At 36.4% G+C, this 20,293-nt stretch carries 21 protein-coding genes; 12 read left to right on the top strand and 9 right to left on the bottom strand.

Annotation, left to right across the window (positions count from 1 at the left end):
- Window positions 1-125 precede the first annotated feature (125 nt).
- From mscL to tsaB, 5 genes are all read left to right on the top strand, one after another.
- Window positions 126-539: a large-conductance mechanosensitive channel protein MscL gene (gene mscL / locus G521_RS0115315; RefSeq protein WP_026899302.1), complete on the top strand. Its 414-nt coding sequence runs from the start codon at window positions 126-128 to the stop codon at window positions 537-539.
- Between the two features lie 153 nt (window positions 540-692).
- Window positions 693-851 (top strand): 50S ribosomal protein L34, encoded by a 159-nt coding sequence (rpmH, locus tag G521_RS0115320; protein ID WP_026899303.1) that lies wholly within the window; start codon window positions 693-695, stop codon window positions 849-851.
- A gap of 75 nt (window positions 852-926) precedes the next feature.
- Window positions 927-1,322, top strand: coding sequence for a ribonuclease P protein component (locus G521_RS0115325; RefSeq protein ID WP_026899304.1), 396 nt, complete (start codon window positions 927-929; stop codon window positions 1,320-1,322).
- On the top strand, window positions 1,312-1,548 hold the full coding sequence (gene yidD, locus G521_RS0115330) for a membrane protein insertion efficiency factor YidD (protein WP_026899305.1): 237 nt from the start codon (window positions 1,312-1,314) through the stop codon (window positions 1,546-1,548). The genes G521_RS0115325 and yidD overlap by 11 nt, the downstream gene beginning before the upstream one ends.
- A gap of 39 nt (window positions 1,549-1,587) precedes the next feature.
- A complete protein-coding gene (gene tsaB / locus G521_RS0115335) occupies window positions 1,588-2,292 on the top strand; it encodes a tRNA (adenosine(37)-N6)-threonylcarbamoyltransferase complex dimerization subunit type 1 TsaB (RefSeq protein WP_026899306.1) in 705 nt (234 codons plus the stop codon).
- A 9-nt stretch (window positions 2,293-2,301) separates the two neighbouring features.
- On the opposite strand, the gene G521_RS0115340 is transcribed toward tsaB, so the two are convergent.
- Both G521_RS0115340 and G521_RS0115345 read right to left on the bottom strand, forming a co-directional pair.
- Window positions 2,302-3,723 (bottom strand): DUF5723 family protein, encoded by a 1,422-nt coding sequence (locus G521_RS0115340; protein ID WP_051189793.1) that lies wholly within the window; start codon window positions 3,721-3,723, stop codon window positions 2,302-2,304.
- Between the two features lie 35 nt (window positions 3,724-3,758).
- Window positions 3,759-5,381 carry a DUF3352 domain-containing protein gene (locus G521_RS0115345; RefSeq protein ID WP_026899308.1) on the bottom strand — a complete coding sequence of 541 codons (1,623 nt, stop codon included), beginning with the start codon at window positions 5,379-5,381 and terminating at the stop codon, window positions 3,759-3,761.
- A gap of 87 nt (window positions 5,382-5,468) precedes the next feature.
- Here G521_RS0115345 and G521_RS0115355 point away from each other — a divergent pair, with 87 nt between their 5' ends.
- Window positions 5,469-5,855, top strand: coding sequence for a DUF423 domain-containing protein (locus tag G521_RS0115355; protein WP_026899309.1), 387 nt, complete (start codon window positions 5,469-5,471; stop codon window positions 5,853-5,855).
- Window positions 5,855-8,338: a replication restart helicase PriA gene (gene priA / locus G521_RS0115360; RefSeq protein WP_026899310.1), complete on the top strand. Its 2,484-nt coding sequence runs from the start codon at window positions 5,855-5,857 to the stop codon at window positions 8,336-8,338. Before G521_RS0115355 ends, priA begins: the two co-directional genes overlap by 1 nt.
- Window positions 8,339-8,343: 5 nt before the next feature.
- On the opposite strand, the gene G521_RS0115365 is transcribed toward priA, so the two are convergent.
- A complete protein-coding gene (locus G521_RS0115365; protein ID WP_051189794.1) occupies window positions 8,344-9,096 on the bottom strand; it encodes a hypothetical protein in 753 nt (250 codons plus the stop codon).
- Between the two features lie 336 nt (window positions 9,097-9,432).
- Between G521_RS0115365 and G521_RS0115370 the strand changes: the two genes are divergently transcribed.
- The gene (locus G521_RS0115370) at window positions 9,433-10,089 is read left to right on the top strand and encodes a protein-L-isoaspartate(D-aspartate) O-methyltransferase (protein WP_026899312.1); all 657 of its coding nucleotides are present in this window, start codon (window positions 9,433-9,435) and stop codon (window positions 10,087-10,089) included.
- A gap of 46 nt (window positions 10,090-10,135) precedes the next feature.
- Here the strand turns inward: G521_RS0115370 and smpB are convergent, their stop codons facing one another.
- Entirely contained in the window at window positions 10,136-10,582 is a 447-nt protein-coding gene (smpB, locus tag G521_RS0115375; RefSeq protein WP_036679481.1) for an SsrA-binding protein SmpB, read from the bottom strand.
- 277 nt (window positions 10,583-10,859) lie between these two features.
- On the opposite strand from smpB, the gene G521_RS0115380 reads away from it, so the two are divergent.
- Window positions 10,860-13,139, top strand: coding sequence for a TonB-dependent receptor (locus G521_RS0115380; RefSeq protein ID WP_026899314.1), 2,280 nt, complete (start codon window positions 10,860-10,862; stop codon window positions 13,137-13,139).
- A gap of 7 nt (window positions 13,140-13,146) precedes the next feature.
- Window positions 13,147-13,617 (top strand): thioredoxin family protein, encoded by a 471-nt coding sequence (locus G521_RS17485; RefSeq protein WP_036679484.1) that lies wholly within the window; start codon window positions 13,147-13,149, stop codon window positions 13,615-13,617.
- A gap of 77 nt (window positions 13,618-13,694) precedes the next feature.
- On the opposite strand, the gene G521_RS0115390 is transcribed toward G521_RS17485, so the two are convergent.
- Window positions 13,695-15,581 carry an Nramp family divalent metal transporter gene (locus tag G521_RS0115390; RefSeq protein WP_036679487.1) on the bottom strand — a complete coding sequence of 629 codons (1,887 nt, stop codon included), beginning with the start codon at window positions 15,579-15,581 and terminating at the stop codon, window positions 13,695-13,697.
- The gene (locus G521_RS0115395; protein WP_026899316.1) at window positions 15,578-16,234 is read right to left on the bottom strand and encodes a metal-dependent transcriptional regulator; all 657 of its coding nucleotides are present in this window, start codon (window positions 16,232-16,234) and stop codon (window positions 15,578-15,580) included. Before G521_RS0115395 ends, G521_RS0115390 begins: the two co-directional genes overlap by 4 nt.
- Window positions 16,235-16,374: 140 nt before the next feature.
- Here G521_RS0115395 and G521_RS0115400 point away from each other — a divergent pair, with 140 nt between their 5' ends.
- Complete coding sequence (locus tag G521_RS0115400) at window positions 16,375-16,845, top strand: Lrp/AsnC family transcriptional regulator (RefSeq protein WP_026899317.1); 471 nt, start codon at window positions 16,375-16,377, stop codon at window positions 16,843-16,845.
- Here the strand turns inward: G521_RS0115400 and ung are convergent.
- Complete coding sequence (ung, locus tag G521_RS0115405) at window positions 16,842-17,522, bottom strand: uracil-DNA glycosylase (protein ID WP_026899318.1); 681 nt, start codon at window positions 17,520-17,522, stop codon at window positions 16,842-16,844. The genes G521_RS0115400 and ung overlap by 4 nt on opposite strands.
- 81 nt (window positions 17,523-17,603) lie before the next feature.
- On the opposite strand from ung, the gene G521_RS0115410 reads away from it, so the two are divergent.
- Window positions 17,604-18,149 (top strand): tetratricopeptide repeat protein, encoded by a 546-nt coding sequence (locus G521_RS0115410; RefSeq protein WP_026899319.1) that lies wholly within the window; start codon window positions 17,604-17,606, stop codon window positions 18,147-18,149.
- A gap of 22 nt (window positions 18,150-18,171) precedes the next feature.
- On the opposite strand, the gene G521_RS0115415 is transcribed toward G521_RS0115410, so the two are convergent.
- Both G521_RS0115415 and lysS read right to left on the bottom strand, forming a co-directional pair.
- On the bottom strand, window positions 18,172-18,387 hold the full coding sequence (locus G521_RS0115415; protein ID WP_026899320.1) for a hypothetical protein: 216 nt from the start codon (window positions 18,385-18,387) through the stop codon (window positions 18,172-18,174).
- A gap of 81 nt (window positions 18,388-18,468) precedes the next feature.
- The gene (gene lysS / locus G521_RS0115420; protein WP_026899321.1) at window positions 18,469-20,190 is read right to left on the bottom strand and encodes a lysine--tRNA ligase; all 1,722 of its coding nucleotides are present in this window, start codon (window positions 20,188-20,190) and stop codon (window positions 18,469-18,471) included.
- Window positions 20,191-20,293 lie beyond the last annotated feature (103 nt).

Raw genomic sequence — 20,293 nt, forward strand, 5'->3', positions numbered from 1 at the left:
AAAGCAGGCCCAACAGCAAATATCCTGCCTCTTTATTTCAATTGGCTGGATAATACACTGTTTCATTATAGATAAATAATTGTTAGTTTTAAGAAGCATTTATTTAACAGTTAAAATTTTAAATTATGAGCATTGTAAAAGAATTCCGGGAATTTATTTCCAAGGGTAACGTTATTGATCTGGCAGTGGGTGTAATAATAGGAGCTGCTTTCGGTAAAATAGTTTCATCACTTGTAGATGATATTATTATGCCTCCAATTGGATATGCTTTAGGCGGAGTAGATTTTGCAGAATTGAAATATGTACTTGTAGATGCTGATTTAGCGAATAAAGTAGAGGCAGTATCCATTAATTATGGAAATTTTATCAATACGGTAATTCAGTTTTTAATCATTGCCTTATGTATTTTCGCTATCATAAAATCCATAAATTCATTAAAACGTAAGGAAGAAGCAGCCCCTGAAGCCCCGCATGTACCAACCAGAGAAGAGAGTTTATTGGCTGATATCAGAGATATATTAAAAAATCAGCCGAGGTAGTGTTTATTTAGTAGGCTGAAAATGAGGGTTTAGTTTTTCCGGTAATTAAATGTGGAAAACAAATCCTTAAAATCTCAGATAGAGTTTGATTTCTAATAAATCAACCTTATATTTGCGCTCTTGTTTTTTAAGAGCAACATATAATAAAACGTCATGAAAAGAACATTCCAGCCTTCTCAAAGAAAAAGAAGAAATAAGCACGGCTTCAGAGAACGCATGAGCTCTGCCAACGGAAGAAGAGTATTAGCATCAAGAAGAGCCAAAGGCAGAAAAAGAATTTCTGTTTCTGATGAGCGTCGTCATAAAGCATAATTTTTGATCGCTTTTTTATTGCCCGTATTCAGCTTACAGAAATTTTCTGCGTTGACCAAGGCTTAAGCAGTCAAAATGTATACTTTTAACAAAGAAGAACGGTTATGCAGTAAAAAGCTTTTAGAAAAGCTTTTTCATAGCGGTTCTTCTTTTCTTTTATATCCTTACCGAATAGTTTGGCTTGCCGAAAAATTTGCAGCTGATGTACCTGCGCAGGTAGTAATCAGTGTTTCTAAGCGCAAGTTTAAAAAAGCGGTTGAACGCAATTTGATTAAAAGGAGAATACGTGAAATTTATCGTTTGAATAAATCTGAATTTCTGTACCCTTATTTATCCAAATCTGAATTGCAGATATTGCTGGCCATCAACTATATAGGTAAAGATATTTCAGATTATGCGTTGATGGAAAAGAAGCTCAAATTAGCCCTTGAGCAGCTTCGTAATTTATCTTCAAAATCTAATGAAGAATAATATAGTTCAGAATCTGATCAGCAAATTTTTTCTGCTCATTATTCGGGCCTATCAAATTCTGCTCTCTCCAATATTGGGTGCTTCCTGTCGTTATACGCCTACCTGTTCTCAATACGGGATAGAAGCGATTCAAAAATACGGACCTTTTAAAGGCGGCTGGTTAACGTTAAAACGGATAGCAAGCTGCAATCCCTGGGGTGGACATGGTCATGATCCGGTTCCTTAATTCTATCTTTTTATATCTTTAGGCTGAATTTATATACCAATGCAAAGTAATTTAATTCTTCTTCTGGAAACAGCCACTTCATCATGTTCGGTTGCCCTTGCTGAAAATGGAAATGTTTTGGCTTGCAAAGAACTGAATGAACAAAATGTTCATGCGAGTCACATCACCTTGTTTATTGAAGAAGTAATGAATTCGGCAGGCAAAAGATATTCAGATCTTAATGCCATTGCAGTCAGTAAAGGTCCCGGATCTTATACAGGATTGCGGATTGGTGTTTCTACAGCTAAAGGACTTTGTTTTGCATTGGACATTCCATTAATTTCTGTAAATACATTAGAAGCAATGGCCGATGGAGCCAGGGCAATAATTAATAGCGGTAACTCCGAATTGTTATTCTCTCCTATGATAGATGCCCGGAGAATGGAAGTTTATACGGCTTTATACTCGTCAGATCTGAAAGAAATAAATCCAGTTAAGGCCTTAATATTGGAAGAAAATTCTTTTTCTGAATTTCTGGATAACAAACAGATTGTTTTTTTTGGTAACGGAGCCGAAAAATGTAAGCCATTATATTCATCGTATGAGCATGCAATTTTTCTGGATTATGAAAATTCAGCATCCGATTTAAATCAACTGGCGCTTCAAAAATACAAATCGCAAATATTTGAAGATGTTGCATATTTCGAGCCTTTCTATCTCAAAGATTTTGTTGCAACACGTCCTGCTGAAAAAAGGAATTTGTAATTCCTGATTTTATTTTCTTCGGAATTTGTTAAAAATCCTTTTAAAAATGCCATCTCCGGCAGTTCGCTTTTCTTCTAAACCGGGAATTCTGTTTGCGTTTAAAGGATGCTCCATTGCCGGTCCGAATTTGACAGCAAACCCAAGGTAAGCAGATGCGCCGCTATATCCTTTTCCAATTTCAGGATCTTCTTTCCTGAGGGCTTTCGCGGCCTGTAAAGTTTTAAAAAGCTGGTCGCTGCCGATAAAAAGCTCAACATTTGGAGATTTGATCATAAACTGACCGCCTATCTGCATATAATCAGCCTGGTTATAAGCTCCTGATGCCGTTAACACAAAGTTTTTAACATGGTAATTATTAATGAGCGCTATATTTCCGCCCGGATAAAACAGGTTTTTGGAGATAATTAAATTAGGATGATAGGCTCCGAAATTTTTATTTAAAAGTATTTCTGCTTTGCCGTTAATTACAGATGTGTAACCGGTTTCTTCAGCAATATCATTAATCATCTTCCCAATTGCATCATTTAACCGTTCGTCGGCAGTTCCATTAGATGCATTTGCAATCGTAATGGTTTGATCAAAATTATAATCATAAGAATCTTTACTCCATCTTATGAAACCTAAATCTTTTACATTCCCCAATAAAAACCAGCCTCCCCGAAACTTATAACTCGCTCCTGCACTAAAAGCCAAACCGGGATCATTGAATTTCGGATACAGGATATCTTCGTTAACTTCATTAGTTAGAAAACTTGATTTAAAATTTCCTTTTAGATCCACATCAAAGCGATCTGCGTTGCCGTTGGTACTGAGATTAGATTGCTCTACTTTTAATTTATTGTAAGATATGCCGCTTAATAAGCTTAATTTTACACCTAATGACAACCTCCGGTTATAATCCTCGCGGTAGCTAAGGCTAAACTGATGATATGACTGGTTATATCCTTTGTCGTTAAAAATATCGTTGAACTGATTTTGCCCTGCAGAAAATAGTTTATAATTATCGAAAATAGCAAGCGATTCGTTAGATACTTTTAAGTTTCCATCATTTCTGATCTGCCAGGCTAGTCCAAATTCGCTATTAAAAGTTACGCTTCTGAAGATGCGGAACATGGCCAGATAAGTATTTGTATGGGCTTCAATTGTATTGGTTTTACGGTAACCCAATGAAATTCCCTGGCCATTAATAACGCTGTTGTAAGCCAGATATTTAAATGCACTTTGTGCGGGTCCTGTAAATGCACCATTTACGGACACAGTTGGGATGAAAAAGTTAAACGCAAATTTTCTGCTGGTATCTGCCTTAAATGCTTTTTGCGAGGGGTTTTCAAAAGCATCATATAGCGTCTGACTGTTATATAAAGATAGCTGCTGCGCATTCAAATTAAAAAACAGGCAGCCTAAAAGTAAAGTCAAGCTAATTTTTTTCATGCAAAATAGTACTTACCCATTTCAATTATACGTATTCAATTTGTTTGCAGGCTATCGGTTTCTATATCTTTTAACTTAGGTTCTACCAATTGTTTGGTTGCGGCATAAAAATTTGTAAAAAAACGATTGCCATCACTGCTCCATTGATAAGACACGCCGTAAAAATTTTTAAATCCGTGATCCTTGTCGTTAAGGGTTTTTGTATACGATCTTTTTAGCAGCGAGTTGAAATTATCTTTTGAATTTTGAGAATGAATAAATAAGAGCATGTTACTTTTATCAGATACCAAACGGTTAAACTCTTGAAATTTAGATGTTTTGTACAATAGATTTTCTGAATTATAATTATTCAGAAAACGCTGAATGCTTCCGGGAGAGTTAGATACAATTAAATAGTTATCAATAATGCTGTAAAAAGGGGATTCAAACGATTTGAATGGCTCTCCGAAATAATTGTATAAAATCCCGGAATAGTTTAAACGCCATATATTTTCAGAATATTCTGAACTTAAGGACTGAAGAAAAAAATTCATCTGCCGGCCGTTGCTCAGTTTTACGGCTCCCAGTTTTTCGCGGTTGGAAAGCTGAAAAAAGATAAATTCATTTCCCCAATATTTCTGAATATCGCGGTTTGGCTGAATTCCGGTTTCTTTTGTAATTAAACTAATTTGTTCATTCAGTTTAGAAAGCTGATTTTCTTTGCGGTGAAATTCCTTTAAATCTTTGGCAAACACACGATAATCAGATATTCCGAAAGCCAAAAAATAAGCTGTATTTTCCGGTACAATCCGTGTAATCGGATTGGATACCGGCTGCTGATGTAAAAAAAGATTCAGGTAAGATGATTTTAAAGTATCCGTTACCGTGATGCCGTCAAACATCAGAGCATCACTTTTATAATTCATATTAAGAGTTGAAAAGCCACTTAAATTATTTAGCAGATTAAAATTTCCGTTCGTTTTTTTTTGTCTCAAAAAGGCCAGAAGAAACTCTTTTGAGCCTCCCAGATTCAAAAAAACGTTAGCCGGGGAATTTGAACTTTTTAAACTTCCGGAGTTTATCTCTTCAATAAAATCTGCTTCTATTTTAGGAACTTTATTATTTATAGTTTCTAAAAGTAGTTTTTGTGAAAAACTTCCGGTAGCCACTCCTTTATTCATAAATAAATAGAAAGGCTTGTTGATGCTTAAGATATTAATTTCAGTAAATTGGATTCCGTTTAAATCAAACCATTTTGAACTTATTTTTTTGTTCTGATTCAAGGCCTGTATAAAATCTTCTCTGCTTACTTCCTTAAGCAGGGGCATTGTCCATAATGTGGCTATTGAATCTGACTTTTGAGGATGAAAAGAGAGGAAAAGGGTTTGACCGGAAGTTATTAAGCGAAGCGTGCGGGAATCCAATAATCCCTCTTTTAAAGCCGCAAACTCAACTTTGTTTTTTGTACCTGTAATTGCATCAAATAATTCATATTCTTTAAAGATCTCATAAAACGATTTATCATTTGTAAAGCTGAATATAAGGGCTGCACTCTGAGGGATTAGGGATAATGCTTTATCGTTGTTTTTACTTCCGATATTTAAATTTGAAAAATATAGGTAGGCGACAGAAAATACGGCAATGACTAATATGGATATGTAAATTATTATTTTATTCATTCAAAGATCTTTCAGCAAAATTATATTTTTATTACTAGCAGAAGAAATTGTAGACAGGTTTATTAATTTAGCAGCTAAACCCATAAAATGAACCAGCGAACTATTAGAACTGCAGCCATTTTCGGAATGTTAGCCGTGGTTTTCGGAGCATTTGCCGCACACGGATTGAAAGCTAAAATTTCGGCTTCCGAACTAAATACCTGGAACACAGCAGTTGAATACCAATTCTATCATGTCTTTGCTTTACTTTCTTTGTCGCTGATTTCAAAAACCCCAAATAAATTTATTAATTGGGCTTATTGGAGTTTTACGGCGGGGATTATATTTTTCTGTGGCTCATTGTATTTACTAGCTACAAAAGAATTACTTCAAATTGATCAGATTTCCATTTTGGGGCCCGTAACTCCGGTTGGAGGTGTGTTTTTTATTATGGGATGGGTGAGTTTGTTAATTTCTACTTTTAAAAATAAATAATGCTCGAATTTAATGAGATCCAGGATGAAGAGCGTAAAACCCTTTTTGTAGAAGTAATTCTGCCTTTAGCTATTTCTAAAACGTACACTTATCGGGTACCTTTTGAAATGAACCAACAGGTTGGTATCGGCAAAAGAGTTGTAGTTCAATTTGGGAAGAGCAAAATTTATACAGCAATTATTTATACCATCAATACCGAACCTCCGGCATTGTATGAAGCAAAATATCTGATCGATATTTTGGATGACGAGCCCGTTGTAAATTTAACCCAGTTGCGTTTATGGGAATGGATTTCTGAATATTATCTATGTTATATAGGTGAAGTAATGCAGGCAGCTTTACCGGCCGCCCTAAAATTAGCCAGCGAAACCCGCATCACGCTTTTAGCGGATAAAAATCTGGATAAATCTATACTTACAGATAAGGAGTTTCTGATTGTGGATGCCCTTGAATTACATTCAGAACTTCGGATTAGCGATATCAGTAAACTTCTGGGTCAGAAAACAGTCTTTCCATTATTAAAATCACTGTTTGCAAAGGGCCTAATAAATATATCTGAAGAAATAACAGAGAAATTCAAGCCTCGCAAGAAAGCTTTTATAAAATTAAATCCTCTCTACGATGAACCGGAAAGCCGCAAAGCATTATTTGAAGTTTTGGAACGGGCGCCTAATCAGCTAAATGCTTTATTAATCTATTTAAAACTTGAAAAGTTACAAGCGGAGATTAGTAAATCCGAGCTTCTTGAAGGAAGTGGCTGCGGCCCGGGCGCTTTAAAAGCTTTGCTGGATAAAGAGATATTTATTCAGGAAGATAAAGTCATCAGTCGCTTAGGGATGGACGAAGAAGAACTGTTGCCCGATTTTAAATTGAATGATGCGCAGCAGCTTGCTTTACAGCAGATGGAAGATCAGTATATAGAGAAAGATGTACTGCTTTTACATGGAGAAACATCATCAGGTAAAACACAGTTGTATGTCCGTCAAATCGAAAAAATGATTTCTCTGGGCAGGCAAACCTTATACTTATTACCAGAAATTGCTCTCACAGCGCAGGTTATTGAGCGATTGAGGAAATACTTTGGCAACCAAATCGGAATTTATCATTCCCGTTTTAGTGATAATGAACGGGCAGAGGTGTGGCAAAAAGTTTTAAAAAGTGAATATCAGATTGTTCTCGGAGCCCGTTCTGCGGTTTTTTTACCATTTCAGAATTTGGGATTAATTGTAATAGATGAGGAACATGAGTCATCGTACAAACAATATGATCCGGCTCCACGGTATCATGCCCGGGATACCGCTATTTATTTATCTTATTTACACAGCGCAAAAGTTTTATTGGGTTCGGCTACGCCGAGTTTAGAAAGCTTTTATAATTCCAAGATTAAAAAATATGGTTTTGTCGAGCTCAAAGGAAGATACGGCGGAGTTCAGTCGCCGGAAATAGTGGTAGTAAGTATTGCCGATGAAACCAAGCGCAAAACAATGCAATCGCATTTTACCAGTGTGCTTATTAAAGAAATAGAGCATGCTTTAAGCAACAAAGAGCAGGTTATTTTATTTCAGAACCGACGCGGATATACTCCGTTTTTATTATGTGCCACTTGTGGCTATACTCCCAAATGTATTAATTGTGATGTGAGTTTGACTCTGCATAAAAGCAGCGGGAAATTGCACTGTCATTATTGCGGATTTAAACAGGAGCTATTGAATGCTTGTCCGGCATGCGGTTCTACTAAAATTGAACAAAAGGGTTTTGGTACTGAAAAGATTGAAGATGAGCTTCAGCTTATTTTCGAAAAAGCCCGTATTGCCCGTATGGATCTGGATTCGACCCGTACAAAAAATAGTTTCCAGATTTTGCTTAATGATTTTGAAGACGGCCGGATAGATATTCTGGTTGGAACGCAAATGGTGGCAAAAGGTCTGGATTTTGGAAATGTAACAACCATTGGAATTATCAGCGCCGACAGCATGCTTAACTATCCTGATTTCAGGGCTTATGAGCGTAGTTTCCAAATGCTTTCCCAGGTATCAGGAAGAGCGGGAAGAAGAAACAAACGTGGTAAGGTAATTATTCAGGCCTATGATATCAATCACAGAATTGTGAGTCAGGTGATCAGAAATGAATATACGGAGATGTTCAATACAGAAATACTCGAGCGCAGAAATTTCAATTACCCGCCTTTATTCCGCCTGATAAATCTCGATATAAAGCATAAGGATAATTTTAAACTCTCGCAGATTGCAGTCCGGCTTTCGAAGATATTAAAGCAGCAATTGGGTGATCGTATTTTAGGGCCCGAAGTGCCATTGATTGGCAGAATCAGGAATTATTATATTCAGGCTATTCTTATCAAAATAGAAAAAGATGGCGTTTCTGTTCAGAAGATAAAGCAGTTATTAAAAAATACACTTCAGGCATTTGAGGCAGATCCTGCCAATAAAGGTGTATATATTCAAATTGATGTTGATCCCAACTAATTGTCTTAGTTGTTTAAACCGAAATTATACTGTAAAGATAAAAATGCAAGCGGACGGGTTAAAAATTCAAATTTATTGAATTTCTGAAAAGTCTGAGTTCTCGAAGCATCCTGTAAAGCTTTTGTCTGCCGCTCATAGCTATACATAAAATCAATTCCGCTTTCTCCACTCAATGTTAAATGATTTACCAGGTTTATTTTCAATCCTGCAACAGGGCTTGCCACTACGCTGTTTTTTTCTGTATTTACATCATATGATGGCCTGTTGTTCACCAAGCCTGTATTTAAAGATTCCCCTTTAAACTTATTGTTTCTAAATCCAAAGTCGAATCCAAAATAAGGCTGTACTCTGGAACTGGTTATATTTTTCTCAAATCCAACTTTTATCTGCAGGTCATTAACGGTGCCTGTAGTTTGCTCACAATCTTTACACTCATTTTCAAAAGAAATATCTTTTTCGAAAAGGCTTCCGCTGATGCGATAGCTTATTTGATTATCATTAAATTTTATCATCAATCCATTTAGTTTGGATGAATAATATTCTCCCGGGTCGGTAGCGTTTAAAATTTTTGGTAACTGTTCAATACTCAAAAATTTTAAGCCGACAGAATAATTATATTCTGCCTGAAAATTGGCAAAAGAAGAAGTTGATTTTTTATAGATAGATCTGGACTTTACGGTGTCTATTTTAACTATTTGAGCATTTGAATAAAAAGCAGAAAAAAGCAGGCTGCAAAGTATCAGTGATATTTTTTTCATTGATTGATTTTTTAATGCGATAAACCCAAATGACGGAAATGTTTGATATTTATCTTGATTATTAATCTCCGTATAAAGATTTGTGACGCAAAATACAAAAATATTTTGCCTCAGTTGCAAGTACTGCGAGATTAAGAAATGACTTTGCCTTATTCTGTAAATATTAAAAGTAATTAGGGTTTATTGAAGAGCTTAGTTCGCAGCAAGATTTACAAACGGTCTTTTTACAAGACAAATATTTTATTGTAATGATAAATAAGAGTTTAGAAATTAAAAGCATTTTTAAACCTTAATAATCCTGAAAAAATGTTTTTTCTAAGCTATTTTTGAACTTCAATGGCACATAAGTTTGTAGATAATTATCGGGAAAAGGGAGCCCGGAAGAAACTAGTTGAGAAACTAAAAGAACGGGGAATTCAGGATGAACGGGTTTTAGCTGCAATTGGTAAAGTTCCCCGTCATTATTTTTTTGATGAAACGTTCTGGCTGCAGGCATATAAAGATATTGCATTCCCGATAGGTGAGGGGCAAACAATTTCTCAGCCATATACGGTAGCTTATCAAACTGAATTACTTCATATTAAACCGGGCGATAAAGTGCTGGAAATCGGAACCGGTTCCGGATATCAAACCTGCGTTTTAGTTGAACTTGGCGCAAAGGTTTTTACCATCGAACGGCAGGAAAAATTGTTCGAAAGAACCAAGAAAGTAGTGCCCCACATGGGCTATCAGGCTGAATTCTTCTGCGGTGATGGTTCTAAAGGCATACCCGAATATGCTCCCTACGCTCAGATTATTGTGACCGCCGGTGCGCCCTTTGTGCCTGAAATATTGCTTAAGCAATTGAAAATCGGTGGAATTCTGGTAATTCCGGTAGGAGATGAAAAATCCCAGAAAATGGTTACTGTTTTAAGAGTAAATGAAACTGAATATGAAAGGTTTGAATTGGATACTTTTCGTTTTGTTCCGCTTGTTGGCGACCAGGCCTGGTAATTTTAGAGACTAACAATTTCAGTTCATGGTTTTTCTTTGATATTAATCATCTCTTCATCGCTCTGTCCATTTCCATTTTAGCATCGCGATCCTTAAGTGTTTCCCGTTTATCAAAAACCTTTTTACCCTGCGCTAATCCTATTTCGAGCTTTGCAAAACCACGTTCGGTAGTGAATATCTTAAGCGGGATGATTGTAAATCCTTTTTCTTCAATTTTAGTTTTCAGCTTACTCAATTCTTTTTTATTAAGCAGTAAAATACGGTCGCGTTTGGCTGCATGATTATAAAATGATCCGTGAGAATACTCGGCAATCTGCATATTGCGTACATATAAACCATCATTCAGAAAGGTGCAGAATGCATCATTTATATCCGCCTTGCCTTCTCGGATAGATTTAATCTCAGTGCCTAAAAGTTTAATTCCCGCGGTGTAGGTTTCAAGAATGTGGTATTCAAAATATGCTTTTTTGTTTTTAATATTTATTGCGCTCATACTGTTATTCAAAATGCTAATATCCGAAAGAAAATGCTAATAACAGATTAATCCCGTATTTCAACTTATATCCTAAGCTGAATTTTCAACTAGTTTGGCTTTTTTAACCTAAAAATTTTTCAGTTTTTGATTTTCCTCAAAATCCAGATTTTTGAAATAATATGCTTCGTATAATACACAAATAGAATCACGGAGGAATAATTGATAGAAATTCTAAAGGAGTTAAAAATAATATTTAGATTTGTCTAAAATTATATTTTTGCAAATCTAATAATATATGAAGCAAACTTCCTTTATTTTAATATTCCTGTTTATAAGTTTAGTAGCTTTTTCTCAAGACTCTCAGATTTCCGGACAGGTTACCGCTTCGGGTAAAGGACTTGCGTTTGCAAGTGTAAGTGTTCTAAAAACTACTGAAGGAGCTACCACAGATAGTTTGGGAATCTTTAACCTAAATGGATTGATGAAGGGAAATTATATTTTGAAGGCTTCGGCAATAGGTTATATTTCTGTTAGCAAACCGATTAGTTTAACTGACAGCCAAACTGTTGTACTTGACTTTAATCTGATGCCGGATAAGAGTTCTTTGGATGAGGTTGTCATCACCGGGACTATGAAGGAAGTTAACCGGTTGGAAAGTCCTGTTCCGGTAGAAGTTTACAGTCCCGCATTTTTTAGAAAAAATCCCACGCCGTCAGTATTTGATGCTTTGCAAAATGTCAACGGAGTACGGCCGCAGTTAAACTGTAATGTTTGCAATACGGGAGATATTCATATCAACGGATTAGAAGGACCTTACACTATGATCTTAATTGATGGCATGCCTATCGTTGGAGGTTTATCATCTGTTTACGGGTTGTCCGGAATACCAAATGCATTAATTGAACGCGTTGAAATTGTCAAAGGTCCGGCATCATCACTCTACGGATCTGAAGCGGTAGGCGGGCTCATAAATATCATCACCAGGAAACCTCAAAATGCTCCAATATTATCAGCTGATATATTTACTACATCCTGGCAGGAAGTGAATACCGATATAGGTTTTAAATTGAATGCAGGTAAAAAAGCCCTAGTGCTAACCGGAATAAATTATTTTAAATATGGCAACCGCATCGATAACAATGATGATAATTTTACCGATGTAACACTTCAGGATCGGATATCGATCTTCCAGAAATGGAATTTTGAAAGGAAGGAGAACCGGCTGTTTAGTGTTGCGGCACGTTATAATTACGAGGACAGGTGGGGTGGAGACGTAACCTGGAATAAGTCATTTAGGGGAGGTGATGAACGTTACGGAGAAAGTATTTACACCAAAAGGTGGGAGTTGTTTGGTAATTACCAGCTTCCTGTAAAAGAAAAAATGATGCTGGCTTTTTCATTTAATGACCATGACCAGAATTCTGTTTACGGCACCACTTCATTTCTTGCCCGTCAGAAAATTGCATTTTCACAGTTAAGCTGGGATAAAAAAATAAAGAAACACGATCTGCTGGCAGGTGCTGCTTTGCGTTACACATATTATGATGATAATACAACTGCTACAGCTGTTGGAAACGGAATAATTAATTCAGCTCAGAAAGTATGGCTGCCGGGTATTTTTATACAAGACGAAATAGCTCTGGCCACAAAGCATAAAATCCTGATGGGACTTCGTTATGATTATAACTCAGTTCATGGTAGTATTTTAACTCCAAGATTTGCCTATAAATGGATAATAAACGAAAAAGGCATTATCCGATTAAATGCCGGAACCGGATTTAGAGTGGTTAGTTTGTTTACTGAGGAGCATGCTGCTTTAACGGGAGCCCGGGATGTGATGGTTACTGAAGAATTAAAGCCCGAAAAAAGTTATAATGCCAATCTTAATTTCCTGAAAAAAATATATTTCGGTAACGGCAATTTTATAGGGTTTGATGCTTCGGCATGGTACACTCGTTTTAATAACCAAATTATCCCGGATTATGAGTCGGATGTAACTAAAATAATTTACAGCAACCTGGATGGCTTTGCCGTTTCACGTGGGATTAGTGCCAATGTAGATTTTAATCTGATTAATGGACTTAAGATTCTTGCAGGCGGTACTCTGATGGATGTTTTTTCAAAAAATGAAATTAAAAGCCGACCAGTTTTAACAGAGAAATGGAGTGGAACATGGGCAATTTCTTATAAAATTCCTAAAATAAATATAGGGTTGGATTATACGGGAAATATTTATGGCCCCATGCGTTTGCCAAAACTAAGTTCAAGCGATCCGAGAAGTGAATCTTCGCCAGTTTGGAGTATTCAAAATATTCAATTGACTTTTTCGGGCGATAAACGCTATGAAATTTATGGCGGAATTAAAAACCTGTTGAACTGGACACCTGGTAAAAAAGATCCGTTTCTAATTGCCAGAAGCAGAGACCCTTTTGATAAAAATGTACAGTACGATACAGACGGAAAAGTGATTGCAACAGCCGATAATCCGTATGCATTAACATTTGATCCGAGTTTTGTATATGCACCAAATCAGGGGATGCGGGGATTTTTAGGAGTTAGGGTAAATTTCAGATAAAAGAATTATGATTGTTTCTCGGCTGATAATCTTATTAGTTTCTATTTTCACATTCAGTTTTTCTGCCAAATGCCAAATTGTAGAATTTCATGAAATTGAACAATTGCAAAAGCTGGAGAAAAAACCGGTTATGGTTTTAATTGGTACCAGCTGGTGCAACTATTGTCAGAGTATGAAACATCATCTGCTAAGAGATGATATTTCTTCTGATCTACTTAATAAATTTTATGTGATTTTTCTTGATGCCGAGCAAAAACAACCAATACGCTATGGCGGAAAAGTTTTTAAGTTTAAGCCTAACGGACAAAATACTGGAGTTCATGAACTGGCTCAGGAATTAGGCACCGTTAATAATCAATTATCGTATCCCACAATTTGCTTCCTAAACCAGCAAAATGAAATTATTTTCCAGCACGCCGGTTATCTAAGTCCAAAAGCTTTAAGCAAACTTTTTGAAACGATTTCTAAGCTGAATTAACAATACTTTCCTCTGCTGAACTAAAACAGTTTGGTTATTAAGAAATTCTTCATTTCTTAATAACAGAATTTCTATGGCTATTTTATAATCAGTATTGGGATGTTTACATGGTGTCGAACAGTGTTTACGGTTGTTCCAAAAATCAGGTCACTTAATCCTTTGTGGCCGTGAGCTCCCATCACTAATAATTGCACATCCTGATCTTTTACCAGATTATATATTGCTTTTGAAGCGGTGCCGTAGCCAATAGAAACCTCGGCTTTATAACCCATGTTTTCCAGGTTTAATTTGTATTTCTGAAGATTGGCCATATCACTTTGTGTTTCCAGATCCAGGACCTCTTCTCCATGAAAACGTGCTCCTGCAGTTTCTACTACATGAATTAAATAATAGGTCGCATTTTTACCTCCCTGAATCAGCGCATGACGTATTGTATTACGATCTTTCGATGAAAAATCAACGGGAATGCCGATACGCTGATAGTGTATATTTTCTACGTTTCCAATTTCCAAAGCTCCGCCATGCGGAACAATTGAAATAATGCGTTCCGTTTTTTTGAGAAAGGGAACAATAAAAACATATAATAAGAGAAAAGTAACCAAGAGAAGCAATGGAAAAATAATTAAATAAATCCACCAGGTATTTCCCTCAGCTTCATTAATCCAGCCTGAAATTTCCTGCCAAACCAATTTAACATTCAGACCAACGATTATAAAAGCACTAATCCACGCTAAAATTTTTACCCATGTTTTGATGGTGTAATCTTTCATTTTTTTTCTGTCAGAATTAAAATGAATTAAGGGAATTATAGCAAATCCCAGCTGTAAGCTTAAAACCACCTGGCTTAAAACCAAAAGTTGTCCTAAAGCTCCTTCACCAAAATATAGAATTGTAAAAAATGCAGGCGTTATCGCTAATAATCTGGTAATTAACCTTCTGATCCAGGGTTGTATTCTCAAATTTAAGTGTCCTTCCATCACAATCTGACCTGCCAATGTTCCGGTAATAGTGGAGCTTTGCCCCGCTGCTATTAATGCAATTGCAAAAAGAGTAGGAGCAACAGAACCAAATATGTTTTCCAGGAGTTTATAAGCATCCTGAATCTCTGCGACTTCAAACATGCCATTTTTAAAAAAGGCGGTTGCAGCAAGTATTAAAATGGCAGCATTTACAAAGAATGCAAGGTTTAAGGCAATAGAAGTATCTATTAAATTATATTTCAGGGCATCTTTTATCCCTTTGGGGCTGCGTTCAATTTTCCTGGTTTGAACCAGAGATGAATGCAAATATAAATTGTGGGGCATTACCGTAGCTCCTATAATACCAATTGCGATATACAGCGCATTACCAGATAAAATAGAAGGCTTAAATCCGGAAAGCACCTCGCCGATCATAGGCTGAACTATAAACATTTCGGTCAGGAAGGAGATACCCACAATAAAAACCATGGATACTATAAATACCTCCATCATCCGCATACCCTTATTCATCAGGAATAAGAGTAAAAAAGTGTCTAACACAGTAATTGAAATTCCCCAGATTAATGGAAGTCCGAATAAAAGGTTAAGACCAATGGCCATTCCAATGATCTCTGCAAGATCGCAGGCTATAATGGCTATTTGAGCCAGGAGATATAACGGATAATTGACAAATTTTGGATATGCTTTTCTTGATGCCTGTGCCAAATCCAGTCCCTGTACAATTCCCAAACGGGCACTTAAAGACTGCAATAAAAGGGCAATCAGGTTAGACATTAATAAAACCCAAATCAAGCTGTAGCCAAACTGGCTTCCGCCGGCAATATCTGTTGCCCAATTTCCGGGGTCCATATAGCCAACGCTTACCAGATAGGCAGGCCCTATAAAAGCAAAAACTTTTCTCCATCCGGTTTTACCAGCAGTATTCACTGTGCCGTGCACTTCGCTTAGCGACTCGCTTTGACTGATTTCAGGTTTATTATTCATATAACCGCTAATAGATTTTTTGCCACTTCACGGCTGATGCTAATAGTTTTATCATTATTAATTTCCAGAGTGATGCTTCCGTCAAACTCCATGACATCAATAATTTTAATTAAGGTTCCTAAAGTTAAACCGCTTTTTTCAAGGTATTGAAGGAAAATAGCTGAGTGCTCACTTACACCCGAAATTTTTCCCTGTTCGCCGGGTTTCATTTTATTAAGGTTGACAAAGGGTTTTTGAAGAATCTTTCCGTTGCTGTCGGGAATAGGATCTCCATGAGGATCAGATTTAGGGTAGCCCAGGAACTTGTCTAATCGTTCAATAAGTTCCGGAGAATTAATATGTTCAAGTTCTTCTGCAATATCATGCACTTCATCCCATTTAAAATCCAGCTTTTCTACCAGGAAAACCTCCCAAAGACGATGCTTGCGAATAATTTCTGTAGCGGTTTGCTTTCCAGATTCAGTTAGTGTAGCTCCCTGATATTTTATATAATTAATTAACTTCTTTTCTGCCAGCTTTTTAAGCATATCGGTTACCGAAGCGGCCCGGGTGTTCACTACCTCGGCAATTCCATTGGTAGTTACTACAGATCCATCTTCCTTACTTAGATGAAAAATAGTTTTAAGATAATTTTCTTCAGTAAAAGAATGCATGCATGAATATATTATTCAGCAAACCTAATAATATATTTAGATATGTCTAAAAAATTGTGTCAAAAAATTATTAAAAATATATCGAACATTTTTAAGAAGAATATTTGGTATTTGTTTTTTAAACTTACTTTTGTGATAGTATGGCATTTGAATTAGACAAAATAGATTTTCGCATCCTGAAAATTCTTCAGGAAAATGGTCGAATTACCAATCTGCAGCTTTCTTCTGAAGTTGGTTTATCACCTGCTCCAACATTAGAACGAGTGAGGAAATTAGAGAATGCAGGCTTCATTAAAAGTTACCATGCTCTTGTAGATGAAGATCTGCTGGGATTAGGAATTAAAACTTTTATTCAGGTACAGCTGGACTTTCATAAAAATAATACCATACAGGTTTTTCTTGAGGAAGTTAAAGCAATCAAAGAAATTACCGAATGTCATCATGTTACCGGTCAGTGTGATTTTCTGCTTAAAGTGTATGTGAAAGACATTAAGGCTTATGAGCGATTGATTATGGACAAAATCAGTAAAATCGGGGTGGTAAAAACCTTTCAAACTATGATGATTATGTCTACCAACAAAAAGGAGCCGGCTATTCCTCTGGAATACTAATCAGGAAGCTGCCAGTTAATTTTTTCAATATTTTGTTTTTGAAGAAACTCGTTTGCCTTGATAAAATGATTGCACCCGAAGAAACCATTATAGGCTGAAAATGGCGACGGATGCGCCGCCGTGAGTATATAATGTTTACTTTGATCAATCAGAACTGCTTTATCTTTAGCGTAATTTCCCCAAAGCATAAATACAATTCCGTTTTTTTTTTCGCTTAATAACGAAATAACGGAGTCCGTAAATAGTTCCCAGCCTCTTTTTTGATGCGAACCGGCTTTTGAAGCTTCAACCGTAAGCACAGAATTTAAAAGTAAAACACCCTGATCTGCCCATGGAGTTAAATCGCCATTTTTTGGATCACGGTAATCCTGATATTCATTTTTTAGTTCCTTGAAAATATTTTTTAGAGATGGCGGAGGTGCAGTGCCATCCATTACAGAAAACGATAAGCCATGAGCCTGATTTTTTCCATGATAAGGATCCTGACCCAGGATCACAACTTTTACTTTTGAAAACGGAGTATGATTAAAAGCATTAAATATTTTTGCATTTGGCGGGTACGTTATAACACCATTTACTTGTTCATTTTTAAGAAATTTTCGCAATTGCTGCATGTTATCAGAATTCAATTGATCTTCTAAAACATCTTTCCAGCTTTTATCAAGTTCGCCTGACATAATTCTTTGTTAAAATATTGGTTAAACCGTCAAATAAACGGATATTTGCAATCACAAATCTAACAGATTAAGAATAAAGCAATGCCTAATTTTATAAGATTGATCATCGCATTTGCGATTTTAGGAGCGGCCATCGCATTAATGATTTTTGGCTTTTGGGGATGGGGTATTCCATTGGTATTAGTGGCCATTTTGGTTGCGGTTACCTATATGTTTAATGAAAATATGCTAATCGCCCAATATTTTCTGCGCAAAGAAAATATGGAAAAATCCAAACAATGGCTGGATAAAATCACCGATTATGAAAAACAATTGATCAGCACGCAGCAGGGATATTATCATTTACTTCTGGGCATGATTGAATCGCGAAAAGCGCCTTTACAATCTGAAAAATATTTTAAGAAGGCACTTACGCTGGGAATGACCATGGATCACAATATCGCCCTGGCGAAATTGAGCCTTGCAGGAATTGCGATGGCTAAACGCAACAAACGCGAAGCCAGCATGTATTTACAGGAAGCGAAAAAAGCAGATAAAAATAAATTGCTGGCTGATCAGATTAAAATGATGAAAGATCAGATGGGCCAGCTTGATCGTACAGTACAGCAGACACGCTCATACAGGTAAAAAATTAAGCCTCTAAAAATTTCTATTTATCACGCAGATTATCAAATCTGGAAGCTGATTGTGAATTAGAAATTCGGCTGATAATATCCTCCTCGGCATCTTCTGTAGTTTTGCTGAAAAATAATTGTTCTGCCTGAATCCGTTTTAAAAGCTGGTTAATAAATGGAAGTTCAAAATCATCCTTGGAAAGTTTAATCAAATATTCTTTCTCCGTAATTTCTAAGCTTGAGTATCTCATTTCTTATATTTTTATAATCAAAAATACAAAAGGCCGGTAAAGTAATCTTTACCTGCCTTTTAAGCTTATATTATTCTTATGTTAATTAAACCATGCCATTATAGTTTCCTTTACTGGCATATTAATATCCAATTTCATCTTTTTACGCATTCCGCCTAAATCATTAAACAATTTATTCGGGTTGGCAGCTTTAAGATCATCTGTAGTATGAAATCCCATTTTATTTAAAACAGGAACCCATTCTGCAGGTACTCCCATATTAACAAAATCTTCAACGGTAGAAATCCGGGCCTTCTTTTCAGGGCGCATTTGCGGAAAGAACAATACTTCCTGGATAGTGCTCTGATTTGTCATCAGCATAACTAGTCGGTCGATGCCTACACCAAGTCCTGAAGTTGGTGGCATTCCGTATTCTAAAGCCCTGAGAAAATCATCATCCATGGCCATTGCTTCTTCATCACCTCTTCCTGCAAGTAATAGCTGATCTTCCAGCCTTTCACGCTGATCAATCGGATCGTTTAATTCGGTATATGCATTGGCAATTTCTTTACCCATAATAAAAAGCTCAAAACGTTCTACCAGGCCTTCTTTACTTCTGTGCTTTTTGGCAAGAGGAGTCATTTCTATCGGATAGTCAGTTATATAAGTTGGCTGAATAAGAAATTCTTCAACTTTCTCACTAAAAATCTCATCAATAAGTTTTCCACGACCCATAGTTTCATCTATTTCAATATTCAGGTCTGCACAGGTTTTTCGCAAAGCGGATTCATCCATTTCAGAAACATCTATACCTGTATGTTTTTGTATAGATTCATACATGGTAAGTTTTTCATACGGGCCGGCAAATTCAATTTCATGATCTCCAACCTTTACCGAGGTTTTTCCATGGATAGCCACAGCAACTTTCTCCAGACATTCCTCCACCATTTTCATCATCCAGATATAATCTTTGTACGCAACATAGATTTCCATCGATGTAAATTCAGGGTTATGCGTGCGATCCATGCCTTCATTTCTGAACATTTTACCGAACTCATATACGCCGTCAAATCCGGCAACGATCAATCTTTTTAAATACAACTCATTGGCGATACGCAGAAATAAAGGCATATCTAAGGTATTGTGATGAGTTTTAAATGGTCGGGCAGCAGCTCCGCCATGCACCGGCTGCAAAATCGGAGTTTCAACTTCCATCCATCCCTGATTGTCAAAATAGCTTCTCATGGTATTAATCACTTTAGAGCGATTCATGAAAATTGTTTTGTACTCCGGGTTAACCGTTAAATCTACATAACGCTGGCGGTAACGCATTTCCGGATCTGTAAATCCATCATGAATGTTCCCGTCTTCGTCGCGTTTTACAATTGGTAATGGTTTTAATGATTTAGAAAGAAGTGTCATCTCACTTACGTGAATAGAAATTTCTCCGGTTTTTGTGGTGAAAACATATCCTTTAACGCCTATGAAATCTCCAATATCCAATAGTTTTTTAAAAACCGTATTATATAAAGTTTTATCCTCTGTGCTGCAAATTTCGTCCCGGTTGATATAAGCCTGAATGCGACCCGTAGAATCCTGAAGTTCAACAAATGAAGCACTTCCCATAATTCGGCGGCTCATGATTCTTCCGGCCAGACTGATGCTTTTATATGAGGTTTTATCCCGCTCGTAATTTTCTTTTATGTCATGCGCATTCACATTTATTTCGAATGCTTCTGCAGGGTAGGGATTGATCCCCAGTTTACGAAGTTCTGTCAATGCCTCACGGCGTAATATTTCCTGTTCAGATAATCCCGTACTCATTTGTGATTTTTAATTTTTGCAAAAATAGTTTTTTGAGTTGAGAAATGAGCCTAAAAAACGCATTAACGTAGCGAGGAATCTTTTCAGCTGTTAAGCTAATTGC

It is taken from the genome of Daejeonella oryzae DSM 19973 (genome assembly GCF_000422945.1).
Lineage (GTDB): Bacteria > Bacteroidota > Bacteroidia > Sphingobacteriales > Sphingobacteriaceae > Daejeonella > Daejeonella oryzae.